The organism is Leifsonia sp. P73 (assembly GCF_051059105.1).
GTDB lineage: Bacteria > Actinomycetota > Actinomycetes > Actinomycetales > Microbacteriaceae > Leifsonia.
Genome location: NZ_CP194931.1, coordinates 1,143,423 through 1,167,408, shown reverse-complemented (window position 1 = coordinate 1,167,408; position 23,986 = coordinate 1,143,423). Strand labels below are relative to the sequence as shown.

Below are 23,986 nucleotides of genomic sequence, written 5' to 3'. Positions count from 1 at the left end.
CGGCTGACGGGCGACGCGGCGTGTTCTGTCAGATGGTTCGTGCGAGCGGGTCAGAGAGCCGACAGGAGGCGGGCGCCGTCGGGGACGCCGAGGCCGGTGCAGGCATCCCAGCCGGACCCCGCGGTGTAGGCGCCGTTGTTCCCGGACGTGATGTCCCGGAACCCGGTGGCGACCTGTCCGGCTCGGATCGAGTCGTACAGTTTCGGCTGCACCAGGCCGAAGCGGGTCCCGGTGGACTGCGCCAGCCGGGCGATCAGCGCGGCCCACAGCGGCGCGACGGCGCTGGTGCCGCCGATGACCATGTCCTTCCCGTCGACGCGCACCTGGTAGCCGGTCTGCGGGTCGGCCACGGCCGAGACGTCGGGCACCCCACGGCCGCCCTTTTTCGCGGAGCCTCCTGCGTGGGTCCCGCTGTGGGGCTTGGGAGTGCCTCCCGCGTGACCCCCGGCGGGGGCAGGCGGCACCCCGACGTTCTGCTGCCACGACGGCAGCGCGAAGACGTCGCTGACACCGCCGCCGGTCGCACCGTTGCCCGCGCCGTTGTTCCAGACCGTCTCCGAGGTGACCGCGCCGGTCGACGGGTCCGCCTCCAGCCGTGTGCCGCCGCAGGCGAGGGCGTGCGGGGAGGAGGCCGGGAAGTCGACGTGCGCCTTGCCGTCGCCGACGCGGTCGGTGCTGCCGTCGTCGCCCGCTGCAACGGTCGTGGTCACGCCGAGGGCGGCGGCGTCCTGGAGGGCCTGGTCGAAGGCGTTGCGTGCCTGGGCGGTCCACTGGTCCTCGGACTGGCCCCAGCTCACGCTGATCACCGCGGGGGTGGGGGTCGCGTGCGCGGCGGTGCTGATGGCGTCCAGGAAGCCCGCGTCGGTGTTGGGCGCGAAGTACACGAGCAGCGCGGCGCCGGGGGCGAGGGCGCCGGCCACCTCGATGTCGAGCATGACCTCCCCGTCCGCCCCGTTGGGGTCCTGGCCGGGGACGTTCGCGGCGCCGTCCACGCCGACGGCGGTCACGGACGGCGAGGGGATGCCGAGGCCGGCGAAGTAGGTGTCGAGGTCGGCCTGCACGTAGCCTCCGCCCAGCTCGATGATGGCGATGGTCTGGCCGCTGCCGTCCGTGCCCGCGGGGAAGTCGTAGACCTTCCCGAGCTGGGGCGGCGTGTAGCTGGTGGTCACCGCGGCGGCCGGCGTCAGCCGGAACTGGGCGCGCGCCTGCGGGCGGTCGTCGAGCCCGAGCACCGCGGTCACGACGCCGTCGAGCTGGGCCGGGATGCTCAGACCGCCGGAGCGCTGCCGGAAGCTCGGGGCATCCGCCCCGGCGTCGGCCGGCCGGGCCTCGGCGAGGTCCGTGCCGAACACGCGGGCGAGGACGGAGACCGGACCGGACACGCGCACACGCCGTTCGGCCGCGTTCTCCTCGTCGATCGTCACGCCGAGGCTCGTGAGGGTGGAGGTCACGAGCTGGACGTCCTCCGGCGAGGCGCCGTAGCGGTCGCCGAGCTCCTGCGTGGTCAGGTGCGACGTGAAGGCGTCGTCGGGCAGCGGCGCCCGGCGGCGCAGGATCAGCGTCGCCTCGACGGGCGTGTCGGGAGCGAGGGCTCCGTGCGTCTGGAAGCCCGGCCGTTCAGGCCGTTCGCTTCCGGGAAGGGGGACAAGGTTCAGCGGCTCTTCGGCATCCATACTGCTCGGTCTACCACCGGGAGCCGACAGTGGCAGCCCCCGCCCGAGCAGAATGGTCAGACCCAGCTCGGCAGCCACATGTGGATCTGCCAGAACCAGAACGGCACCTGTTGCGCCGTCCAGATCGGCCAGAAGAACGCCGACACGACGGTCGCCAGACCGAGGAACACCGCCGTCCAGGCGATCCCCGTGCGCCGTCGCCGCTCCGGGTCGGTGCGTTTGCCGAGCACCAGCGCGATGACCGCCGCGAGGGCCAGGATCGTGTACGGCTCGAACGCGATCGCATAGAACTGGAAGATCGTGCGGTTGATGTAGAGCAGCCAGGGCAGGTACCCCGCCGCGAGGCCGGTGAGGATGAGCCCGACCTGCCACTCGCGGTAGCGGGCGAGCCGGTAGACCAGGTAGAACACCGCGGCGGCGGCCGCCCACCAGATGATCGGGTTGCCGAGCGACGTGATCGCCGCCGAGCAGCCTCCCGGCGCGGTGCAGCCGGCCTGGCCGTACGCGTTGCCGGTGTAGTACATGCTCGTCGGCCGGATCATGAACAGCCACGTGAGCGGGTTGGCCTGGTACGGGTGCGGCACGTGCAGGTTGATGCTGTAGTTGTACATCTCCGACTGGTAGTGCCAGAGGTTCTGGAACCACAGCGGCACCCAGGAGAGGCCGCCCGTCCACTGCGTGTGCACCGACTGCGCCCACTCGCGGTAGTAGCCGCCCTTCGTCACGAGCCACCCGGTCCAGGTGGCGACGTACGAGACGAACGCGATCGGGACCATCAGCACGAACGTCGCGGGCGCCTGCTTGAGCAGGGCGCCGCTGATGTAGAAGGCGACGCCCTCCCGGCGCCGGGCGACGATGTCCACGATCACGACGTAGACGGCGAAGAACGCGAGGAAGTAGAAGCCGCTCCACTTCACGCCCGCGCAGAGCCCGGTCAGGATGCCGGCGGCGATCAGCCACGGGCGCCACCAGAGCACGGGTCCCCACGAGGGTCGCGCCCTGCCCGCCGGGCGGCGAGGAGCTTCGCGGCGAGCCGGTTCGCGTGCCAGCGCCGGTCGAGGAGGACACAGCCGAACGCGAGCAGCGCGAAGAACATCACGATGTTGTCGAGCAGCGCGACGCGGCTCATCACGATGGCGTGCCCGTCGATCGCGAACAGGAAGCCCGCGATGGTGGCGATGATCGTGGAGGAGAACAGCACGCGGGCGATGAGGAACACGATCAGCACCGCGAGGATGCCGACGACGGCGGTCGACAGCCTCCAGCCGAACGAGTTGCCCGCTCCCGTCGCGGCCATCCCGAGCGCGATGATCCACTTGCCGAGCGGCGGATGGGCGACGAACGACGGGGAGGACTCGAAGATGTTCGTGTTGCCCGCGTTGAACGACTGGTCGGCCTTGTCGGGCCAGCTCCCCTCGTAGCCGAGGTGGAGGAGGCTCCAGGCGTCCTTGACGTAGAAGGTCTCATCGAAGACGAGCACGTGCGGGGTGCCGAGGTCCCACAGCCGCAGGATTGCGGCGAGCAGGGTGACCGCGATCGGCGCGCCCCAGTACCAGAGCTGCAGCCGCTGCGGTGTGCGCAGGACGCGCGCCCACCAGTCGTCCAGCCGGCTGCCGGTGCGGGCCGGCGCGGCGTGCGCGGCCGGCCGGGCGCCCGTCGCGGCGATGTCGGGGGAGGTCACCAGGACATCCTGACAGACTGGACCCATGATCATCCTCGCCGCGACGCCGATCGGAAACCTCGGCGACGCCTCCGCCCGCCTGGTCGAGCTGCTGGGCTCCGCAACGGTGGTCGCCGCCGAGGACACCCGCGTCACGCAGCGCCTCTTGGCGGGCCTCGGCGTCGAGAACCGGCCGCGGTTGATCGCCTTGCACGAGCACAACGAACGCGACCGCGCCGCCGAGCTGGTGGAGCTGGCCCGCGACCAGGACGTGGTGGTGCTCTCCGACGCCGGGATGCCCACGGTCTCCGACCCCGGCTTCCCGCTGGTGGAGGCCGCTGCCGCCGCCGGCGTCGGCGTGACCGTCGTGCCGGGTCCGAGCGCGGTGCTCACGGCGCTCGCCGTCTCCGGCCTGCCGACCGACCGCTTCACGTTCGAGGGCTTCCTGCCGCGCAAGCACGGCGAGCGCACGTCGACGTTGCGCGCGCTCGCGGCCGAGCAGCGGACGATGGTGTTCTTCGAGTCGCCCAACAGGCTCGGCGCCTCCCTCGCCGACCTGGCGGAGGTCTTCGGCGCCGACCGCCGCGCGGTGGTGTGCCGCGAGCTGACCAAGCTGCACGAGGAGGTCCGCCGCGGAACGCTCGCCGAGCTGGCCGAATGGGCGGCCGACGGCGCGCGCGGCGAGATCGTCGTGGTCGTCGCGGGCGCCCCCGCCCGGGAGGCCGACCCCGCCACCGCGCTCGCCCAGGTCCAGGCCCTCGTCGCCGACGGCGCCCGCCTCAAGGAGGCCGCCGCCGAGGTCGCCGAGCTCACCGGCCTCTCCCGCCGCGACCTCTACCAGGCCGCCCTGGCCGCGAGACGTGAGTAGGTGCGGGAATCCGGGGCCGGATTCCCGCAACGAGTCACGTCTCGGCGGCGGTGGTAATACGGGGCGAGGAGGGGTGCGCGCGGCCGTAGGATGGTCAGCATGTCCGACGGCTCCGCGTTCTACATCACCACGCCGATCTTCTACGTCAACGACGTCCCGCACATCGGGCACGCCTACACGGAGGTCGCCGCGGATGTCCTCGCGCGCTGGCACCGTCAGGCCGGCGACGACACCTGGCTGCTCACCGGCACCGACGAGCACGGGCAGAAGATCCTGCGCACCGCGACCGCCAACGGCACCACCCCGAAGGAGTGGGCCGACCGGCTGGTGACGAACGAGTGGCTGCCGCTGCTGAAGACCATCGACATCGCCAACGACGACTTCATCCGCACCACCGACGAGCGGCACGAGAAGAACGTGCAGAAGTTCCTGCAGAAGCTGTACGACGACGGCTTCATCTACGCGGGCGAGTACGAGGCGCTCTACTGCGTCGGCTGCGAGGAGTTCAAGCCGCAGAGCGAGATCGTGGACGGCACGGGGGAGTACGAGGGCCAGAAGGTCTGCGCCATCCACTCCAAGCCGCTGGAGCTGCTGCAGGAGAAGAACTACTTCTTCCGGATGAGCGACTTCGCCGACCGCCTGCTCGCCCTCTACGAGGACCGCCCGGAGTTCGTGCAGCCGGAGTCGGCGCGCAACGAGGTCGTGTCCTTCGTCCGGCAGGGGCTCAGCGACCTGTCCATCTCGCGGTCGAGCTTCGACTGGGGCATCAAGGTGCCGTGGGACGAGTCGCACGTCGTCTACGTGTGGTTCGACGCCCTCCTCAACTATGTGACCGCGGTCGGCTACGGCCAGGACGACGCGACCTTCGAGCGGCGCTGGCCGGCGACGCACCTGGTCGGCAAGGACATCCTCCGCTTCCACGCCGTCATCTGGCCCGCGATGCTGATGGCCGCGGGCCTGGAGGTGCCGCACCGCGTGTTCGGCCACGGCTGGCTGCTCGTGGGCGGCGAGAAGATGTCCAAGTCCAAGCTGACCGGCATCGCGCCCACCCAGATCACCGACACCTTCGGCTCCGACGCGTTCCGCTACTACTTCCTGCGCGCGATCAACTTCGGCCAGGACGGCTCGTTCAGCTGGGAGGACCTCGCCGCGCGCTACCAGGCCGAGCTCGCCAACGGCTTCGGCAACCTGGCGTCGCGCGTGGTTGCGATGGTCACGCGCTACTTCCAGGGTGTCGTGCCGCCCGCGGCGACCTACGAGGAGGCCGACCTCCACGTGCAGCAGGTCGTCGCGAAGGCCACGGCCGACGCCGACGCCGCGATGAGCACGCTCGCGATCCACGACGCGCTCGCCGCGGTGTGGACGGTGGTGGACGAGCTCAACGGCTACATCACGATCCAGGAGCCGTGGTCGCTCGCGAAGGACGACGCCAAGCGCGAGCGCCTGCAGACGGTGCTCTACACGGCGGCGGAGGGCCTGCGTGCGCTCGCGGTGCTGCTCTCCCCGGTGATCCCGAAGGCGACGGCCAAGCTGTGGACCGCGCTCGGCGTCACGGCGGAGCTCGGCCCGCTGGACGCGCAGCCGCTGCGGAAGGCCGGCGACTGGGGGCAGCTCCCCGCCGGCACCGAGGTCAACGGGCTCGAAGCGCTGTTCCCGCGGATCGAGGCGGACGTGGTGCAGGGGGCATGACCGACCCCGCGTTCATCCGGCAGCGACGCGTCACTGACGGTCGCGACCTCGCGTACCCGCCGCTGCCGGAGGCGCTGGTCGTGCCCGTCTACGACAATCACACGCATCTGGAGATCGCGGACGGGAACGACCCGTTGGACTACCGCGAGCAGCTCGACCGCGCCTCCAGCGTCGGCGTGCGCGGGGTCGTCCAGGTCGGCAACGACGTGGAGACCTCCCGCTGGTCGGCGGAGATGGCGGCGATCGAGCCGCGCATGCTGGCCGCCGTCGCCCTCCACCCGAACGACGCTCCCGACTACGCCGAGCGGGGCGAGCTGGACGACGCCCTCGCGGTCATCGCCGAGCTGGCCGGACGGCCGCGCGTGCGGGCCGTCGGGGAGACCGGGCTCGACTTCTTCCGCACGGAGGCCGGGCCGCGCCGCGACGCGCAGTTCGCGTCCTTCGAGGCACACATCGAGATCGCGAAGCAGAACGGCATCGCGCTGCAGATCCACGACCGGGACGCGCACGCCGCCGTCGTGTCGACGCTGAAACGGGTCGGCGCGCCCGAGCGCACCGTCTTCCACTGCTTCTCCGGCGACGTGGAGCTGGCCGAGATCTGCGCGGACAACGGCTGGTACCTGTCGTTCGCGGGCAACATCACGTTCAAGAACGCGCCGAACCTCCGGGCCGCGCTCCGGGCCGCGCCGCGCCACCTGATCATGGTCGAGACCGACGCGCCGTTCCTCACCCCGATGCCGTACCGCGGCCGGCCGAACGCGCCGTACCTCATCCCGCACACGCTGCGGGCGATGGCCGAGTATCTGGAGACCGACGCCTCCACGCTCGCGGCCCAGGTCAACTCCAACACCGAGCTCGTGTACGGCCGCTGGGACAGCGAGCCGGTCGGGCAGCCGCCGTCGGGTCCGATCGGGACGATCGCGTGAGCGAGCTGCGCCTGCTCGGCCCGGCCGAGATCCGCGACCTCGCGGAGCTGCTCGACGTCACCCCGACCAAGAAGCTCGGCCAGAACTTCGTGATCGACGGCAACACCGTCCGCCGCATCGTCCGGGTGGCGGAGGTGGAAGCGGGTGACGTCGTGGTGGAAGTCGGGCCCGGTCTCGGCTCCCTCACGCTCGGCCTCCTGGAGACCGGCGCGCGCGTCGTCGCCGTGGAGATCGACCGCCGCCTCGCCGCCCAGCTCCCGGTCACGGTCGAGCAGCTCGCGCCCTCTGTCGCCGAGCGGCTGACCGTCGTGCACCAGGACGCGCTCACCGTGACGGAGCTGCCGGAGCAGCCGACGCGGCTGGTCGCCAACCTGCCGTACAACGTCTCGGTGCCCGTGCTGCTGCACTTCCTGGAGACCTTCCCGACCCTCCGCTCCGGCGTCGTCATGGTGCAGGCGGAGGTCGGCCACCGCATCGCCGCCGGCCCCGGCTCCAAGGTCTACGGCGCGCCCAGCGTCAAGGCAGCCTGGTACGGCGACTGGCGCACGGCGGGCAACGTCAGCCGGCAGATCTTCTGGCCGGTTCCCAACGTGGACTCGGTGCTCGTCGCCTTCGACCGTCGTGCGGAGCCGCGCGGCGACGAGGCCCTCCGCCGCCGCACGTTCGCTCTCGTGGACGCCGCCTTCCAGCAGCGCAGGAAGACCCTCCGGCAGTCGCTCTCCGTCGTCTTCGGCGACCCCACTTCCGCCGCGACCGCGCTGGAGGCCGCCGGCATCAGCCCCTCGCTGCGGGGCGAGCAGCTCCAGCTCGACGACTTCGTGAGACTCGCCGAAACCGCCTGATCCGCGTGGTCCTCGCAGCGGCCCCGCGGTGTGTAGGTTTGAGGCATGGTCGAGGCTGGTACGGGGTGGGACGTGGATGCCGTGCATGTGCGTGCGCCGGGCAAGATCAACGTCTTCATGCGCGTCGGCGCCGTCCGCGACGACGGCTACCACGACGTCGCGACCGCCTACCAGGCCGTCTCGCTGTACGAGGACGTCCGCGCATACCGGGCCGACGACTTCTCGGTCAGCTTCTCGGGGAGCGTCGACACGAGCGGACTGGCGACCGACGGCACGAACCTGGCCATCAAGGCCGCCAAGCTGCTGGCCAAGAAGACCGGCCACACCGGCGGCGTCCGGCTGGAGATCGACAAGCACGTCCCGATCGCCGGCGGCATGGGCGGGGGCTCGGCCGACGCCGCCGCGACCCTGGTCGCGTGCGATGCGCTGTGGGGCACCGAGCTCGGCCGCGAGGAGCTGCTCGCCCTGGCCGCCCGGCTCGGCGCCGACGTCCCCTTCGCGATGGTCGGCGGTACGGCGATCGGCACCGGCCGCGGCGACCGGCTCAGCCCGGCGCTGGCGACCGGGCAGTTCCAGTGGGTGCTCGCGCTGCCGGAGGGCGAGCTCAGCACGCCCGCCGTCTACAGCGAGCTCGACCGGCACCGGCAGCGCCACATCGGCGACATCGCGCCCGCCGAGCGCAGCCCGAGCGTGGATGCGGAGATCCTCCAGGCGCTGCGCGCGGGCGACCCGGCGATGCTGGCCGAGGCGCTCACGAACGACCTCCAGGCGCCGGCGATCCACCTGGCCCCGAGCATCGCGGAGGTGCTGGAGCTCGGCGAGCTGAACGGCGCGCTCGCGGGCATCGTGTCCGGCTCCGGGCCGACGGTGGCGTTCCTGACGGCGGACCTCGACAACGCGCTCGAACTGCAGATCGCGCTGAGCGCTTCCCGCATCCGCGCGGTGCGGGCGACCGGTCCCGTGCACGGGGCGCGGGTCGTCGGAGACTGAGGCACGGCCTGCCGCCGACCCGCCGAGCACCCGACGCGCCGAGCACCCGACCCGCCGAGCACCCTGGGAAGCCGGGCCATGTCGGGCCACATCCCGGCGATCCAGGTGTACTCGGCGCTGGTGAGGCGCACAGGCGCGCGTTCGGGCGGGCGCCGGAGCCCGAGGACGCCCGATCCGCAGCGCACGTCGGGTTGAGACGATTCGTTCATCTGAGTCGTATCCGTGCGGGTGCGGGTCGGGCATCCCGGGTGAGAACCACGTTAGCGAGCGGGGTGCGTGTCCTCATAGTGGGGGACCGCAAAACCGTCAACTCTTGACGGGTCGGTCGCTTCTGACGGGCCTGCGGCGGGGAGGGCGAGCGAGCGCAGCTCGCGGCGGGAGCGCATCCCGAGCTTGGCGAGGATGTTGCGCACGTGGAAGTTGACGGTCGTGACCGAGACGTACAGCCGCTCCGCGATCTCCTTGTTGGTCATGCCGGCGGCCAGCGCGTGGGCCACCTGGCGCTCGCGTGTCGTGAGCGAGGCGAGCGGGTCCCCGATCCCGCCGTCGGCGCCGCGCTCGCCGTCGGCCGGGCCGCTGACGGATGAGCGCAGCGTGTCGAGCTGATGCGCGGCCCTGGCGAGGTAGCTGCTGGCGCCGAGGCGCCGGAAGGTCGCGGCGGCGGCCTCCAGGTGGGTCTCGGCCTCGTCGCGTTCGCCGGCGTCCGCCGCGAGCAGCCGGCCGGCGTCCAGCGCGGCGACCGCCTCGGGGAACGCGAAGCGGCACTCCTGCGCGGCCTCCCGGTACGCGGTCACCGCCTCCGCGATCCGGTCCTCTGCCTCCAGCACCCGGCCTTCGAGCCAGCGCAGCGAGCCGTAATAGGGCCGCCACAGCCCGGGCGCGACGCAGCGCTCGTAGGCGGCGCGCGCCTCTGCCGCGCGGCCGAGCGTCGCGAGCGCGTCGACGCGGTACGTGAGCCAGCCGAGGGTGGAGGCGCGCGTCGCCGCGGCCTCGGCGTCGACGGTCGCCTGGAGCTGCTCTTCCGGGCGGCCGAGCGCGCGGGCGAGCTCGGCCCTGGCGAGGAACGGCAGGTCGCCGTCGTAGGAGCCGATGAACCGCGGGTCGGCCCGCGCGGCCGAGCGCAGCCGCTCGCCCACCGGGCCGGCCTCGCCGCGTCCGGCGCGGACCAGGGCGGAGGTCCAGAGCGCGATCGGCCAGCCGGACAGGTCGGTCTCGTCCAGGGCGAGCGCCACGGCGGCGTCGGCCAGCGTGACCGACTCCTCCCACTCGCCGACGAGGAAGAGGATGTGCGCGTAGATCGTGCGGGCGAACCCTGCGGTCCAGCTCGACGGGAAGCGGCGGAGGAGCTCGTTCGCTCTGGCCAGGTCGGCGCGGGCGTGCTCGACGTCGCCGCCGAGGATGGACACCCGGGAGCGCGCGACGAGCGCGTCGACGGCGGCGGGCGACTCGTGGTGCGCCAGGACCTCGTCCAGCTCGGCCGTGAGCGGCGCGAACAGGTCGGGCCGGCGCGCGTGCGCGGCCGAGTTGAGCGCCCAGCCGAGCAGCCGGACCAGGTGCTCGTCGGGCTCGGCGAGCCAGCGCAGCGCCGGGTCGGCGACCTCCTCCGGCAGCGGGCACTCCGCGATGTGAACGCGGGCGGTCTCCAGGTGGTCGAGGACGCCGGCGAAGTCGCCCATCGCCATCAGCACCTTCGGGATCGCCTCGGCGACGTGGGTGCGGATCGCGCGCTCGTCCGGCGTGGTCGCGGGCGCGGCTTCCAGCTTCAGGGCCAGCTCCAGGGCGCCGGGCACGTCGCGGGAGAGGGTGCGCAGCTCCAGCAGCACCGCGTCGCGCGTGGGCGAGGGCGCCATGGCCTCGATCGCCGGCCGCAGCTCCAGGATCTGTTCGTGCAGGCGGAACCGCATCGCGAGCAGCCCCAGCTCGATCAGCGCGCGCTCCAGCTCGCCGTCGGTGGCCAGGTGCATCGCCGAGCGCGCGTAGCTCATCGCCTGCTCGGCGTGGCCCTGGTCGGCGGCGGCCAGCGCGGCGGTGAGCAGCTCGTCGACCAGCAGCGGGTCGGCGGTGTCGGCGGCCTCCACCCGGTGGCGGAGCGCGCGGTGGCCGTCCAGCACCTCGGCGGCGACCCGGTGGATGGCGACCCGGCGCTCCACGTTCAGCTCGGCGGCGAGCGCGTCGGCGAGCAGCGCGTGTGCCGGCTCGACCCAGAGCACACCGTCGCGGGTGCGGCCGAGGACGAGCCCGCGCGTCACGGCGCCGGGGACGTCGAGCCTGACGCCGAGCCGGGCGGCGATGCTGCCGACGACGGGCGCGGGCAGCGGGTCGCGCAGCACGGCGACGAACTCGGCGGCGGTCCGCACGGACGGGTCGGCGCCCTCCAGCGCGGCGGAGATGGCCGACGCGAGCGGCATGATCGCGGTGTCGGGGAGATCCCAGCCCGCGGGATGCAGCGCCTGCTCGAACGTGTCGCGGAGCTGACCGAGCAGCACGCTCAGCAGCAGCGGGGAGCCCTGGGTCGCCTCGGTGAGGCGGGTCGCCGTGCGACGCGAGATGGCGTGGCCCAGGAGGTGCTCGGCGAGCTCCTGCGTGTTGGAGACGGTGAGCGGGGTGAGGTCGATGCGGGCGTGGTTGACGGAGGTCGCCGCGAGGTCGTCGAACAGGGCGGTCACGCTGTTCGGCTGCGGGCGCGAGGCCGCGGTGAACAGGAAACCGCGGTCGGACAGCCGCCGCACCACGAACCGCAGCGCCCGCGCGGAGGGCTCGTCCACCCACTGCGCGTCGTCCACGATGAGGCACACCGGCCCGGCCAGCCCGTCGATCGCGTCGAGGAGCAGCCTCCCGACGGTGAGGGCGTCGTCCTCCGGGGCCGGAGGGCGGATGGTGGCGTCATCCGCACCGCGCAGCGCGGTCAGCCCGCGCACGAGGGTCTCGACGGTCGCGTACGCGAGGTCGGACTCGAACGAGTCGGCACTCACCCGCAGCACGGTCCAGCCGTCCAGCCGCTCGGCGATGTCGGCGAGCAGGGAGGTCTTGCCCAGCCCCGCCTCGCCGGTCACGAGCACGGCGCCGCCGCGGTCGATCGCGCGGTGGGCGACGAGCAGGATGGTCTCCCTTGCCCGGTCGCGTCCGAAGAGTGGGCGTACGATCGCCAGCTCGTCGGTCACGGTCAGCCCCATCGACCGCGCGGGTCGGGAACGCGCGGTCCGGTCCCTCGATCATCCCACAGCAGTGTGTCCGGTCGGTTTCCCCCAAGGTGGGGGAGCGGGCGCTCGCGACGGTAGGCTGGAACACCGTATGGCTCATCTCCTCGGCGCCGAGTCGCTGCACCTCGAATACCCGACCAGGGTCGTCTTCGACTCGCTGACGCTGGGCGTCTCCGAAGGCGACCGCATCGGCGTCGTCGGCCGCAACGGCGACGGCAAGTCCACCCTCCTCTCGCTGCTCGCCGGGCGGATCGAGCCCGACTCCGGACGGGTCACCCGCCGCCGCGACGTGACGGTCGGGATGCTCGACCAGCGCGACCGGCTGCCGGACGCGCTCACCGTCGGCCGTGCCATCGTGGGCGACCGCGACGAGCACACCTGGGCCGGCGACCCGCGCGTGCGCGACGTGCTGGCCGGGCTCGTCTCCGATGTCCCGTGGGAGGCGACGATCGGCGAGCTCTCGGGAGGCCAGCGTCGCCGGGTGGCGCTCGCCGCGCTCCTGGTGCACGACCACGACATCCTCTTCCTGGACGAGCCGACCAACCACCTCGACATCGAGGGCGTCGCCTGGCTCGCCGCCCACCTGAAGCGGCGCTGGCCGGCCGCCTCCGGCGCGCTCGTGGTGGTGACGCACGACCGCTGGTTCCTGGACGAGGTGTCGACGGCGACCTGGGAGGTCCACGACGGCATCGTGGAGCCGTTCGAGGGCGGGTACGCGGCGTACATCCTGCAGCGCGTCGAGCGCGACCGGATGGCCGCGGTCGCGGAGACCAAGCGGCAGAACCTGATGCGCAAGGAGCTGGCGTGGCTCCGCCGCGGGGCGCCCGCGCGCTCCACCAAGCCGAAGTTCCGGATGGACGCGGCCGCCGCCCTGATCGACGACGAGCCGGCCCCGCGCGACACCGTCGAGCTCACCAAGCTGGCCACCGCCCGCCTCGGGAAGGACGTGGTGGACCTGATCGACGTCACGGTCGAGTTCCCGCCGAAGACCGTTCTGCGCGGAGTCGAGTGGCGGATCGCGCCCGGCGAGCGCACCGGCATCCTCGGGATCAACGGCGCGGGCAAGTCCACGCTGCTCGGCCTCGTCGCCGGCACGGTCGAGCCGACCGCGGGCCGGGTCAAGCGCGGCAAGACGGTCAAGATCGCGACGCTCACGCAGCAGCTCGACGAGCTGGAGGCTGTCCGCGACCTCCGGGTGAGCGCGGTCGTGGCCGACAAGCGCACGACGTACCTCGCCGGCGGCAAGGAGGTCTCGCCCGGCCAGATGCTGGAGCGCCTCGGCTTCACCAACGCGCAGCTGTCCACGCCGGTCAAGGACCTCTCCGGCGGGCAGAAACGCAGACTCCAGCTGCTGCTGATCCTGCTGGACGAGCCGAACGTGCTCATCCTGGACGAGCCGACCAACGACCTCGACACCGACATGCTCGCCGCGATGGAGGACCTGCTCGACGGCTGGCCGGGCACGCTGCTGGTGGTGTCGCACGACCGGTACCTGGTGGAGCGGGTGACCGACCAGCAGTACGCGGTGCTGGACGGGGCGTTCCGGCACCTGCCGGGCGGGGTGGACGAGTACCTGCGGCTGCGGCGCGAGCGGAGCGCCGCACCCGCTGCGGCCGCCTCTGCGGTGCCCGCGCCCGCTTCGGCCCCTGCGCTGTCCGGCGCCGCCCTCCGTACGGCTGAGAAGGAGCTGGCCTCCATCGACCGCCGCCTCACGAAGCTGGCCGGCCAGGTCGCCGCCCACCACGAGTCGATCGCCCGCCACGACCAGAGCGACTACGTCGGTCTCGGCCGCCTCACCGACGAGCTGCGCGCCCTGGAGGGCGAGATCGCCGACCAGGAGACCCGCTGGCTGGAGCTGAGCGAGCAGCTGGAAGCCTGAGCGCCGCTGTCGCTAACGGAGGACATCCACTCCGAAACCTGTCCCGAAGTCAGCCAACGGAGGATATCCCTGCCACCCCGGCCGGGATCTCCTCCGTTGCCGACGCCTCGAACAACTCCATCCGCACGTTGTAATACGCGTCGGACGGGCCGAGCCGGCGCATCCCGATCCGCTCGCAGACACGCTGCGACGCCGCGTTCTCGGGATAGGTGACCGCGACCACCCGCGGGAGGTCCGCGAGCGCCGCCACGAGCAGGGCGCGCGCCGACTCCGCCGCGTAGCCGTGGCCCCAGTGGTCCGGGTGGAAGTGCCAGCCGATCTCGGTGTCCCCGGACGGCCGCAGCGGCTCGGGTCCGGAGGCCGGGATGGGCTGCAGCATCACCGTGCCGACCGGCGTGCCCGCCAGCTCCACGACGCGGAACGCGCGCAGGTCGTCCTCCAGAGCCCGCAGCCGCGCGATCCGCCGCTCGGCCTCCGCCTGCTCGGTCATGATGGCGGGGGTGCGGCCGAGGAACCGCGCCACCTCCCACCGCGAGTAGAGGTCGAAGGCGAAGCCCGCGTCGTCATCGCGCCACGGGCGAAGGGTGAGCCGGTCGGTGGTGAGGATGGTGGGGATGTGCACCCGGATCAGCGTAATCGCGACCGGAGCCCCGGATTAGACTCGCCGCATGCCGACCCACACCGTCGTGAATCAGGCCGTCGTGAATCAGCACGCCGCCCCCGTCCTCAACCAATCCCCGCCGCGCGTCGACCTGGACGAGTTCGCCGCGAACCTTCCGCTGCGGGAGGCCGTCGAGCGGTACGACGCCGACTGGGCCGTATCCGACCTCGGCGCCGTCGGCCGGCTGGTCGGCTCTGCGGAGTTCCAGGCCGACGCCGAGCGGGCGAACGTCCGCGAGCCGCAGCTTCGGACCTTCGACCGGTGGGGCGCCCGCATCGACGAGGTCGAGTACGACGAGAGCTATCACCGCATCATCCGGGAGGCCGTCGCGGCCGGGGCGCACACGGCCGCCTGGGCCGACCCGCGCCCCGGGGCGAACGTCGCGCGCGCCGCGACCTTCATGCTGTTCGCGCAGGTCGAGCCGGGGCACGCCTGTCCGGTCTCGATGTCGCATGCGGCGGTTCCGGCGTTGGCCGCCTCTCCGGAGCTCGCGGCCGAGTGGGTGCCGCGGCTGCTGTCCCGCGACTACGACGGCCGGCTCGGGGCCGGCAAGGCCTCCGCGCTGTTCGGGATGGCGATGACCGAGAAGCAGGGCGGCTCCGACGTGCGCGCCAACACGACGCGGGCGCTCGCCGACGGCGACGGGCGCTGGCTGTTGACCGGCCACAAGTGGTTCTGCTCCGCGCCGATGTCCGACGCGTTCCTGGTGCTCGCGCAGACGGCGGGCGGGCTGAGCTGCTTCGTCGTTCCTCGAGTGCTGGAGGACGGCACCCGCAACGTCTTCCTGATCCAGCGCCTGAAGGACAAGCTCGGCAACCGGTCGAACGCCTCCAGCGAGATCGAGTTCGCGGACACGGTCGGCTACCTCCTCGGCGAGGAGGGCCGCGGCGTGCGCACCATCCTGGAGATGGTGAACCGCACCCGGCTCGACTGCGTGCTCGGCAGCGCCGCGGGGATGCGGCAGGCCGTCGCGGAGGCGGCGTGGCACGTCCGGCACCGAGCCGCGTTCGGCCGCCGCCTGGTCGAACAGCCCGCGATGACGGCGGTGCTCGCGGACCTGGCGCTGGAGTCGGAGGCGGCGACAGCGGTCGCGCTGCGGCTGGCCCGCGCGCACGACGACGACGCCCCGGAGGCCGAGGTCGCGTTCCGCCGGCTGGCCACCGCGGTGAGCAAGTACTGGGTCTGCAAGCGCGGTCCCGGCCATGCCTACGAGGCGATGGAGTGCCTTGGCGGCAACGGCTACACCGAGGCGTTCCCGCTGGCCCGGCGCTATCGGGAGCAGCCGGTGATGGCGATCTGGGAGGGCTCGGGCAACGTCATCGCGCTGGACGTGCTGCGCGCCATCGGGCGCGACCCGGCGAGCGTGGCGGCGTTCGACGCCGAGCTCGCGACGGCCCGGGGCATCCACACCGTGTACGACGCGCACCACGACCGGCTGCGCCGCGCGGTGGCGGAGGCGGACGAGTCGTCGGCGCGCACACTGGTCGCCGCGCTCGCGGTGGCGCTGCAGGCGTCGCTGCTCATCCGGCACGCGCCCCCGGCGGTCGCCGACGCCTTCGTCGCCGCACGGCTCGGGCCGGATCGCGGGTCCCTCTACGGGGAGCTGCCGGCGGGGGTGGACACCGCCGCCATCGTCGCCCGCGCCTGAACGTCAGGGAGACCAGTCGAATAGCCCGCCCAGCAGTCCGGCCGCGTGCTTAGGAGCAGGCGGACGGGGAGCGCCCGCCCCGATTCTGGGGTGGAGGCTACTCCGCCGCCGCGGCCTCCGTCGCCTCGGGTGCCGCACCCGTCGCGGGACCCGGCGCGTCCAGCGGCACCGCAGACGGCGCGGCCGCCTCCACCTCCGCGGCCGCCGCCACGACCGGCTGCGCGCCGATCGCCCGATAGAACTCGCCCACCGCCTTGCGGTTGTACGCCGCCCAGTCGAACGGGCGGGCCGGGACCTCGCCGCGCAGGAACGCGCGCATCCCGTCCGCGACGCCGTCGACCGACTGCGGGACGACCAGGCCGGTGCCTGCCGGGAGGGCGTTCTTCGCCGACGCGAACTCGACCGTCACGATCGGGAGGTCGAGGACGAGCGCCTCCAGGATGACCATCGGCTGGCCCTCGTAGTCGCTCGACAGCACGAAGCAGTCCGTCTTCGCCATGATCGCGTGCGGGTTGCGCTGCATCCCGGTCAGGTACACCGAGCCCTGCAGGCCGAGCGTGGCGACGACCGCCTCCAGGTGCTCCTGGAGCGGGCCGGCGCCGACGATGACCAGCCGGGTCTTCGGGTTCTCGGCGTGCACCTGCGCGAAGGCGCGGATGAGTCGTTCCTGGTTCTTCTCCGGCGAGAGCCGTCCCACGTTGACGAAGGTGGTGACGTCGTCCGCCGGCGCGAGCAGGGTCTCGGCCCAGTCGGGGACGCTGCCGGCCTCCTCGTCGAACGCCTCCCGGCGGAGGTCACCCTTCGCGTTCTGCAGGATGTGCTCGGCGTCCACGGTGTTGAGGGCCGACAGGAACTTCTCCGGCGGCGCGAACTCCGCCAGCGACGCCCGGTTCACGTCGGACAGCGTGGGGGAGACCGACACCAGGTGGTCGTACTGCGCGTACAGGGTGAAGAGCTGGGTGAGCGAGTGCAGCATCCGCTTCTCGCCGTTGACCTCGCGGTGCGCGTCGGAGGCGAGGTCGTTGTGCAGCCAGATCGCCCGTTGCGCGTCGGGGGAGTGCAGCAGCAGGATCGCCCAGAACGGCCCGTAGCCGGAGAAGTCGACCACGTAGTCGAAGCGGCTGTCGCCGAAGCAGCGGTACCACTCGTCGTCCCAGAGCTGGTTCTGGGCGGCGGTCTCGGCGTGCTGCGCAGTACGCCCGCGGCGGAAGTCGAGGTGCCGGGCGAGGTGGCGCAGCTTCGCGCCGTTCATCCCGCCGACCCGCGGGAACTGGCGGACCGCCGGGTGGATCTGCTCCTGCTTCCCGATCGCCGCCTGCGAGCCGCTCTGCGCGAAGAACGCCGACACGTCGTAGCGCTCGTGGTCCAGGTTGTTGAGCAGGTTGAGCGCGGAGGTCGTGATGCCGTTCGGGCGCATCCCGCCCAGGTACAGCAGGATCTTCTCGCGGCCGTCGTCCTCCAGCGAGGTGCGCAGCCGGTAGCCCTCGCGCACGCCGCGGAACACGATGTCCACGACGCGCCCGGCGGCCGAGCCGTCGTCGTACGGGGTGAACCGGCGCTGCATCGCCAGGTACTTCTCCCGCGAGTCGGAGGGCACCCGGTCGCCGTCCTCGGCCACCGCCGCAAGGGCGTCGCCCAGCTCGGCCGCCGACATCAGCACCGGGCCCGGCCACTCCTCCGGCTCGAAGTACAGCCCGCGCGTGCCGGCGTAGTCGGCGAGGTCGGGGGTGAAGAACAGGATCGGCCGTCCGGTGCCGAGGAAGTCGAAGAAGATGCTGGAGTAGTCGGTCACCAGGATGTCGGTGGCGCCGAGCACGAGGTTGGTCGGGATCTCGTTGGGCACCAGCATCCGCGCCAGCTCGGGGCGGTCGGCGGCCAGCGCGTGCACGCTCTGATGGGTCTTCACGAGCACGGCGTACCGGCTGGTGTCGATGCGCTCCTCCACCTGGGCGATGTGGGAGAGCATCGCGTCGAGGTCGTCCTCGGGCCGGCCGAAGACCTGGCCCTTCCAGGTCGGCGCGTACAGGATGACCTCGCGGTCGCCGAGCGGGATGCCGGACGCGATCAGGCGGCGGCGCACATCCTCCCGCTGGGCGTCGTCCAGGAACTGCCGGTCGAGGCGCGGGTAGCCCTCCTCGACGATGGTGCCGCGGTAGATGCCGTCGAGCTTGTACCCGGTGCGGTACATCTGGTCGGTCATGAACTCGTTGGCCGCCAGCAGGTAGTCGGCCTGGACGAAGTTGCGCACGATGTTCGCGGTCGCGAGCGCGCCGCCGTCGATGTCGTAGCCCATCCGCTTGAGCGGGGTGCCGTGCCAGGTGTTGAGGTAGACCTGCCCCGGCCGCTTGGAGAAGTCGTACGGGAACGTCGCGTTGTTGACGAGGTACTGGCTGGTGGCGAGCGCCCGGTAGTAGGCGGCCGAGCCGTAGCGCACGAACGTCACGCGCGGGTCGTCGGCGAACTCCTCGACGGCTGCGCGGTACTGGTGCAGGTCGGACAGCGCCCAGATGTGGGTGAGGTGCTTCAGGTCGGGCGCGGCCAGGAGCTCGCGGAACAGCGCCTCGGGGTTGTCCAGCATCCCGTTGCCGGAGAACGACTCGTAGAAGACGGAGCCCAGGACGAGGGGCTGCCGGCGCCAGTGCGCGTGGATCTCGAAGCGGGCTGCGCGCTTCACTCGGGAGGGGAGGCGCTTCAGGGAAAGTCTCATCGCCGACGAGTTTATGAGAGCGGGATAACAGACACCTGAGAGGATGCGAAGCCTGCGCCATGAGCGCGGGCGGTCACGCTCCGGCGTCGAAGCCGAGGCTGAGCTTGCGCAGCAGGCCGGCCAGCCGCTCCTGCTCGACCGGGGAGAGCGCCTCCAGGAGGTCGGCCTCGGCGTCCACCAGTCGCGTGATCGCGGCGTCCACGCGGGCCAGGCCCTGCGTCGTCATCTGCACGAGGATGCCGCGGCCGTCGTTGGGGTCGGTGCGGCGCTCGACCAGTCCGCGGGCGACGAGGCGGTCGATGCGGTTGGTCATCGTGCCGGACGACACCAGGGTCTGCTGGAGGAGCGACTTGGGGCTGAGCTGGAACGGCGAGCCGGCGCGGCGCAGCGCGGAGAGCACGTCGAACTCCCACGAGTCGAGGTCGGAGCGGTCGAACGCGCCGCGGCGGGCGCGGTCGAGGTGCCGGGAGAGCCGGTCGACGCGGGAGAGCACCTGCAGCGGCGCGAAGTCGAGGTCGGGGCGCTCGCGCAGCCAGGCGCCGACGATGCGGTCGACCTCGTCGCGTGCGCCCGTGCGCGCCCCCGGGTCCTGTGCCTCCGCCATCCCTCCATGCTATTGGGCGAGGCCCTCCGCTCGGCGGCAGCATCCGCCGGGTCTGGCAGACTGTGTGTGCGCGTTGCGCGGTCCGCCTTGGTGTAATGGCAGCACGACAGCCTTTGGAGCTGTTAGGTCCAGGTTCGAGTCCTGGAGGCGGAGCGACGTCTCCGACCCGACCTCTGTCTCTAACCCGCCGGGAGAATCATGACCGATCAGAATCTCGCCATCGTCGTCCTCGCCGCCGGCCAGGGCACGCGGATGAAGTCCGCCACTCCCAAGCTGTTGCACCCGCTCGGCGGCCTGCCGATCGTCGGGCACGTGCTGGCGACCGCCCGAGAGCTCGACGCCGCCACCGTGGTCGCCGTCGTGCGCCACGAGCGCGACCGGCTCGCCGAGGTGATCGAGGCAGACCTGCCCGAGGCGGTCATCGTCGACCAGGACGAGGTGCCGGGCACCGGCCGGGCGGTCGAGCAGGCCGTCGCCGCGCTGCCGGAGGGCTTCGCGGGCGACGTGCTCGTGGTCAACGGCGACGTGCCGCTGCTCGACGCCGAGACGCTGCGCGGCCTGGTCGCGGCGCACCGCGCGGGCGGGGCGGCGGCGACCATCCTGTCGTCGTTCCCGGCCGACGCCACCGGCTACGGCCGCATCGTGCGCACGCCGGAGGGCCACCTCGACCGGATCGTGGAGCACAAGGACGCCACCGAGGCCGAGCGCGCCATCGGCGAGATCAACGCCGGCATCTACGTCTTCGGCGCAGCGGCGCTGCGCGACATGCTCGCCAACGTGACCACCGACAACGCCCAGGGCGAGAAGTACATCACCGACGTCATCGGGCTGCTGCGGGAGGCCGGCTTCGACGTCGACGCGCTCCCGGTCTCCGAGTCGTGGCTGGTGGAGGGCATCAACGACCGCGCCCAGCTCAGCGAGGCGGCCGCCCGGCTCAACGCGCTCGTCGTGCGCACCTGGCAGCTCGCCGGCGTCACCGTGCAGGACCCGGCGACCACCTGGATCGACGTGAAGGTCGTCCTGGAGCCCGACGTCACCATCCTCCCCGGCACCCAGCTCCGCGGCGCGACCGTCGTGCGCACCGGCGCCGAGATCGGTCCGGACACCACGCTGGTCGACACCGAGGTCGGCGCCGGCGCCACCGTCAAGCGCACCGACGCCACCCTCGCGGTGATCGGCGACGGCGCGACGGTCGGGCCGTTCTCGTACCTCCGCCCCGGCACGATCCTCGGCGCGAACGGCAAGATCGGCACGTTCTCCGAGACCAAGAACGCGGTCATCGGCGCCGGTACCAAGCTGGCCCACTTCAACTACGTCGGCGACGCCGAGGTGGGGGAGAAGGGCAACCTCGGCGCGGGCGTCATCACCGCCAACTACGACGGGGTGAACAAGCACCGCACGACCATCGGCTCGCATGTGCGGATCAGCACGAACACGGTGCTCGTCGCGCCCGTTAGGATGGGTGACGGAGCGTACACCGGTGCGGGAACGGTCGTCCGGAAGGACGTTCCAGCTGGGGCGCTCGCCATCACTGTCGCGCCACAGCGCAACATCGAAGGCTGGGTCGCGGAGAAGCGGCCGGGCACCGAAGCCGCGCGCGCCGCTGAACAGAGCGGGGCAGCGCAAGAGAGCGGAGAGTAAGTGTCAGGGATCACTGCCAGCGGCCAGAAACGACTCGTTCTGATCTCGGGGCGTGCGCATCCCGAGCTCGCTGAGCAGATCGCCGAGCACCTCGGCAGTGAGCTGGTGCCCACCGACTCCCGCACCTTCGCGAACGGCGAGATCTACGCGCGCTTCGACGAGAGCGTGCGCGGGTCGGACGCCTTCGTGATCCAGTCGCACACTTCCCCGATCAACGAGTGGCTCATGGAGCAGCTCATCATGGTGGACGCGCTGAAGCGCGCCTCCGCCAAGCGCATCACCGTCGTCGCGCCCTTCTACCCGTACGCCCGCCAGGACAAGAAGGGCCGCGGCCGCGAGCCGATCTCGGCCCGCCTGGTCGCGGATCTGTTCAAGGCCGCCGGAGCCGATCGGATCATGTCGATCGACCTGCACGCCGCCCAGATCCAGGGCTTCTTCGACGGCCCGGTCGACCACCTGTTCGCCATGCCCGTGCTCCTGGAGCACATGCAGCGCGAGCTCGACCCGTCGACGCTGACGGTCGTCTCGCCCGACATGGGCCGGGTGCGCGTCGCCGACATCTGGAGCGACAAGCTCGGAGTGCCGCTGGCGATCATCCACAAGCGCCGCGACCCGCTGGTGCCGAACCAGGTCTCGGTGCACGAGATCGTCGGCGAGGTGAGCGGCCGCGTCTGCCTCCTGGTCGACGACCTGATCGACACCGGCCGCACGATCGTGAAGGCCGCGGAGGCGTTGAAGGCCGCCGGCGCGATCGGCGTCGTGGTCGCGGCGACCCACGCCGTGTTCAGCGACCCGGCCGTCGAGCTGCTGCAGTCGGAGGCCATCGACTCGGTCGTGGTCACCGACACGCTGCCGCTGCCGCAGCACAAGCGCTGGGAGGGCCTCACTGTGCTGCCGATCGCGCCGCTGCTGGCGAACGCGATCCGCGAGGTCTTCACCGACGGCTCGGTGACCTCCATGTTCGACGGCGCCGCCTGAGTTCCCACCCTCGAAGGGCACGTAAACGCCCCTGAAACACGCGCGGGTTTTAGGGGCGTTTACGTGCCCTTCGGCGTTCAGGGGAGAGCGTGTGGGGCGGAGGGGATGAGGCCGAGAGGGGCGACGAAGGTCGGGTCGCCCTCGGTGTTCAGCGCGTAGCACTGCCAGCCCGGGCCGGCGGGCGCGAACAGCTCGAAGCGGGCCGACGAGCTCACCGCGTCCGGCTGGTAGTGCCGGGCGTAGACGTCGCACGTGTAGTTCGCGGTGTCGGTCTGGATGCTGATCGTCAGCATGATGCCGGGGAGCAGCAGCGCCGTGAGCGCCACGACCACGAACACGCGCGTCGCGATGGTCCGCCTCCGCCCGCGCAGCGGACGGTCCGACGGGTCGTACTCCGCCAGCTCCGGATACTCCTCGAACGTCACGCCTACGAGTCTGCCTCGCCCGACGCCCCGCAGTACAGAAAGTGCCCCGAATCGTGATGATTCGGAGCACTTTCCTCAGTGACGCCGGGACCTAGTGCGAGGAGCCCTCGGTCTCGATCTCGGTGCGGTCGCCCGACCACAGCGTGTGGAAGGTGCCCACCTTGTCGACGCGCTTGTAGGTGTGCGCGCCGAAGAAGTCGCGCTGGCCCTGCACGAGCGCGGCCGGGAGGTGGGTGGAGGCGAGCGAGTCGTAGTACGACAGCGCCGAGCCGAAGCCGGGCACCGGGACACCGGAGAGCGCGGCGGTGGCGACGATGCGGCGCCAGGCGGCCTCGCCCTCGCGGACGGCATCGGCGAAGTACGGCGCCTCCAGCAGGGTGGCGATGTCGGGGTTCTCGTCGTACGCGTCCGCGATGCGGTTGAGGAACTGGGCGCGGATGATGCAGCCGCCGCGCCAGATCTTGGCGATCTTGTCCTTGTTGATGTTCCAGCCGTACTTCTCGGCGCCGGCGATGATCGCGTCGAAGCCCTGCGCGTACGCGACGACCTTGGAGGCGTAGAGCGCCTTCGACACGTCGTCGGCGAACGCGGCCACGTCGGCAGCCTTCTGCACCTCGGGGCGCGACTGGATGGTCGCCTGCACGGCGGCGCGCTGCGCGGGCTTGGAGGACACGGCGCGGGCGAACACGGCCTCGGCGATGCCGCCGACCGGGACGCCCAGGTCGAGCGCGTTCTGCACGGTCCAGACGCCGGTGCCCTTCGAGCCGGCCTGGTCGAGGACGATGTCCACGAACGGGCGGCCGGTCTCGGCGTCCACCTGGCGGAGCACCTCGGCGGTGATCTCGATCAGGTACGACTCCAGGTAGCCCTTGTTCCACTCGGAGAACACGTCAGCGATCTGCGCGGGCTCCAGGCCGCCGACCGTGCGGAGCAGGTCGTAGGCCTCGGCGATGAGCTGCATGTCCGCGTACTCGATGCCGTTGTGGATCATCTTCACGAAGTGCCCGGCGCCGTCGGTGCCGACGTGGGTCACGCACGGCTCGCCCTCGGCGACCGCGGCGATGGACGCGAGGATCGGGCCCAGGGTCTCGTACGACTCGGCCGAGCCGCCCGGCATGATCGAGGGGCCGTTGAGGGCGCCCTCCTCGCCGCCGGAGATGCCGGCGCCGACGAAGTGGATGCCGGTCGGCGCGATGCGCTTCTCGCGCTCGATGGTGTCGTGGAAGTTCGCGTTGCCGCCGTCGACGATGATGTCGCCCGGCTCGAACCGCTCCACGAGCTGGTCGATGACGGCGTCCGTGCCGCGGCCGGCCTGGACCATGATGATCGCGGTGCGCGGCTTGCTGAGCGACGCGACGAAGTCGTCGATCTGCTCGGAGGAGACGAACCCGGCCTCGGGGTGGGCGTCCACCAACTCCTCGGTGCGGGCGTAGGTCCGGTTGAAGACGGCGACGGTGTTGCCCTCGCGCGACGCGAGGTTGCGGGCCAGGTTCGACCCCATCACAGCCAGACCGACGACTCCGATGTTGGCCGGTGCGTGGTTCTCGGGCACGGAGGACTCCTTCGTTGAGATGGTTTGCGTCCAGCGTAGCCGT

General features: G+C 71.9%; 18 protein-coding genes and 1 tRNA gene. 10 read left to right on the top strand and 9 right to left on the bottom strand.

Annotation, left to right across the window (positions count from 1 at the left end; genetic code table 11):
- Positions 1-50: 50 nt before the first annotated feature.
- From ACQ86L_RS05885 to ACQ86L_RS05875, 3 genes are read right to left on the bottom strand one after another with little or no spacing between them, the layout of a single operon-like run.
- Positions 51-1,673 (bottom strand): S53 family peptidase, encoded by a 1,623-nt coding sequence (locus ACQ86L_RS05885; protein WP_434318072.1) that lies wholly within the window; start codon positions 1,671-1,673, stop codon positions 51-53.
- A 56-nt stretch (positions 1,674-1,729) separates the two neighbouring features.
- Positions 1,730-2,650 (bottom strand): hypothetical protein, encoded by a 921-nt coding sequence (locus ACQ86L_RS05880; RefSeq protein WP_434318071.1) that lies wholly within the window; start codon positions 2,648-2,650, stop codon positions 1,730-1,732.
- Positions 2,626-3,354: a phospholipid carrier-dependent glycosyltransferase gene (locus tag ACQ86L_RS05875; protein ID WP_434318070.1), complete on the bottom strand. Its 729-nt coding sequence runs from the start codon at positions 3,352-3,354 to the stop codon at positions 2,626-2,628. The genes ACQ86L_RS05880 and ACQ86L_RS05875 overlap by 25 nt, the downstream gene beginning before the upstream one ends.
- Before the next feature lie 25 nt (positions 3,355-3,379).
- On the opposite strand from ACQ86L_RS05875, the gene rsmI reads away from it, so the two are divergent.
- The 5 genes from rsmI (at position 3,380) to ACQ86L_RS05850 (ending at position 8,648) form a co-directional block, all read left to right on the top strand.
- Complete coding sequence (gene rsmI / locus ACQ86L_RS05870; RefSeq protein WP_434318069.1) at positions 3,380-4,201, top strand: 16S rRNA (cytidine(1402)-2'-O)-methyltransferase; 822 nt, start codon at positions 3,380-3,382, stop codon at positions 4,199-4,201.
- Positions 4,202-4,300: 99 nt separating this feature from the next.
- Positions 4,301-5,890: a methionine--tRNA ligase gene (gene metG / locus ACQ86L_RS05865; RefSeq protein WP_434318068.1), complete on the top strand. Its 1,590-nt coding sequence runs from the start codon at positions 4,301-4,303 to the stop codon at positions 5,888-5,890.
- Complete coding sequence (locus tag ACQ86L_RS05860; RefSeq protein ID WP_434318067.1) at positions 5,887-6,816, top strand: TatD family hydrolase; 930 nt, start codon at positions 5,887-5,889, stop codon at positions 6,814-6,816. The genes metG and ACQ86L_RS05860 overlap by 4 nt, the downstream gene beginning before the upstream one ends.
- On the top strand, positions 6,813-7,658 hold the full coding sequence (rsmA, locus tag ACQ86L_RS05855; protein ID WP_434318066.1) for a 16S rRNA (adenine(1518)-N(6)/adenine(1519)-N(6))-dimethyltransferase RsmA: 846 nt from the start codon (positions 6,813-6,815) through the stop codon (positions 7,656-7,658). Before ACQ86L_RS05860 ends, rsmA begins: the two co-directional genes overlap by 4 nt.
- 45 nt (positions 7,659-7,703) lie before the next feature.
- Entirely contained in the window at positions 7,704-8,648 is a 945-nt protein-coding gene (locus tag ACQ86L_RS05850; RefSeq protein ID WP_434318065.1) for a 4-(cytidine 5'-diphospho)-2-C-methyl-D-erythritol kinase, read from the top strand.
- 260 nt (positions 8,649-8,908) lie between these two features.
- Here ACQ86L_RS05850 and ACQ86L_RS05845 read toward each other — a convergent pair whose 3' ends face one another.
- Positions 8,909-11,809 carry a helix-turn-helix transcriptional regulator gene (locus ACQ86L_RS05845; RefSeq protein ID WP_434318064.1) on the bottom strand — a complete coding sequence of 967 codons (2,901 nt, stop codon included), beginning with the start codon at positions 11,807-11,809 and terminating at the stop codon, positions 8,909-8,911.
- A gap of 130 nt (positions 11,810-11,939) precedes the next feature.
- On the opposite strand from ACQ86L_RS05845, the gene ACQ86L_RS05840 reads away from it, so the two are divergent.
- A complete protein-coding gene (locus ACQ86L_RS05840; protein ID WP_434318063.1) occupies positions 11,940-13,727 on the top strand; it encodes an ABC-F family ATP-binding cassette domain-containing protein in 1,788 nt (595 codons plus the stop codon).
- A 49-nt stretch (positions 13,728-13,776) separates the two neighbouring features.
- On the opposite strand, the gene ACQ86L_RS05835 is transcribed toward ACQ86L_RS05840, so the two are convergent.
- Entirely contained in the window at positions 13,777-14,349 is a 573-nt protein-coding gene (locus tag ACQ86L_RS05835) for a GNAT family N-acetyltransferase (protein WP_434318062.1), read from the bottom strand.
- 46 nt (positions 14,350-14,395) lie between these two features.
- Here ACQ86L_RS05835 and ACQ86L_RS05830 point away from each other — a divergent pair, with 46 nt between their 5' ends.
- Entirely contained in the window at positions 14,396-16,036 is a 1,641-nt protein-coding gene (locus ACQ86L_RS05830) for an acyl-CoA dehydrogenase family protein (RefSeq protein ID WP_434318061.1), read from the top strand.
- Between the two features lie 97 nt (positions 16,037-16,133).
- Here the strand turns inward: ACQ86L_RS05830 and ACQ86L_RS05825 are convergent, their stop codons facing one another.
- Complete coding sequence (locus ACQ86L_RS05825; protein ID WP_434318060.1) at positions 16,134-18,743, bottom strand: CDP-glycerol glycerophosphotransferase family protein; 2,610 nt, start codon at positions 18,741-18,743, stop codon at positions 16,134-16,136.
- 73 nt (positions 18,744-18,816) lie between these two features.
- Positions 18,817-19,347, bottom strand: coding sequence for a MarR family winged helix-turn-helix transcriptional regulator (locus tag ACQ86L_RS05820; protein WP_370054251.1), 531 nt, complete (start codon positions 19,345-19,347; stop codon positions 18,817-18,819).
- Positions 19,348-19,428: 81 nt separating this feature from the next.
- Between ACQ86L_RS05820 and ACQ86L_RS05815 the strand changes: the two genes are divergently transcribed.
- The 3 genes from ACQ86L_RS05815 (at position 19,429) to ACQ86L_RS05805 (ending at position 21,966) form a co-directional block, all read left to right on the top strand.
- Positions 19,429-19,500 (top strand) — tRNA-Gln (locus ACQ86L_RS05815).
- Positions 19,501-19,545: 45 nt separating this feature from the next.
- Positions 19,546-20,988 carry a bifunctional UDP-N-acetylglucosamine diphosphorylase/glucosamine-1-phosphate N-acetyltransferase GlmU gene (glmU, locus tag ACQ86L_RS05810; protein WP_434318059.1) on the top strand — a complete coding sequence of 481 codons (1,443 nt, stop codon included), beginning with the start codon at positions 19,546-19,548 and terminating at the stop codon, positions 20,986-20,988.
- Positions 20,989-21,966: a ribose-phosphate diphosphokinase gene (locus tag ACQ86L_RS05805; protein ID WP_434318058.1), complete on the top strand. Its 978-nt coding sequence runs from the start codon at positions 20,989-20,991 to the stop codon at positions 21,964-21,966. It abuts the gene before it with no gap.
- 77 nt (positions 21,967-22,043) lie between these two features.
- Here ACQ86L_RS05805 and ACQ86L_RS05800 read toward each other — a convergent pair whose 3' ends face one another.
- Together ACQ86L_RS05800 and gndA are read right to left on the bottom strand one after the other, a co-directional pair.
- Complete coding sequence (locus tag ACQ86L_RS05800) at positions 22,044-22,391, bottom strand: hypothetical protein (protein ID WP_434318057.1); 348 nt, start codon at positions 22,389-22,391, stop codon at positions 22,044-22,046.
- Positions 22,392-22,482: 91 nt separating this feature from the next.
- Positions 22,483-23,943, bottom strand: coding sequence for an NADP-dependent phosphogluconate dehydrogenase (gene gndA / locus ACQ86L_RS05795; protein ID WP_434318056.1), 1,461 nt, complete (start codon positions 23,941-23,943; stop codon positions 22,483-22,485).
- Positions 23,944-23,986: the final 43 nt, after the last annotated feature.

Coding starts and splice junctions, on each gene's coding strand:
- ACQ86L_RS05885 (WP_434318072.1), bottom strand. CDS start 1,673: ATGGATGCCGAAGAGCCGCTGAACCTTGTCCCCCTTCCCGGAAGCGAA.
- ACQ86L_RS05820 (WP_370054251.1), bottom strand. CDS start 19,347: ATGGCGGAGGCACAGGACCCGGGGGCGCGCACGGGCGCACGCGACGAG.
- ACQ86L_RS05830 (WP_434318061.1), top strand. CDS start 14,396: ATGCCGACCCACACCGTCGTGAATCAGGCCGTCGTGAATCAGCACGCC.
- rsmI (WP_434318069.1), top strand. CDS start 3,380: ATGATCATCCTCGCCGCGACGCCGATCGGAAACCTCGGCGACGCCTCC.
- ACQ86L_RS05860 (WP_434318067.1), top strand. CDS start 5,887: ATGACCGACCCCGCGTTCATCCGGCAGCGACGCGTCACTGACGGTCGC.
- ACQ86L_RS05825 (WP_434318060.1), bottom strand. CDS start 18,743: ATGAGACTTTCCCTGAAGCGCCTCCCCTCCCGAGTGAAGCGCGCAGCC.
- metG (WP_434318068.1), top strand. CDS start 4,301: ATGTCCGACGGCTCCGCGTTCTACATCACCACGCCGATCTTCTACGTC.
- ACQ86L_RS05840 (WP_434318063.1), top strand. CDS start 11,940: ATGGCTCATCTCCTCGGCGCCGAGTCGCTGCACCTCGAATACCCGACC.
- ACQ86L_RS05850 (WP_434318065.1), top strand. CDS start 7,704: ATGGTCGAGGCTGGTACGGGGTGGGACGTGGATGCCGTGCATGTGCGT.
- glmU (WP_434318059.1), top strand. CDS start 19,546: ATGACCGATCAGAATCTCGCCATCGTCGTCCTCGCCGCCGGCCAGGGC.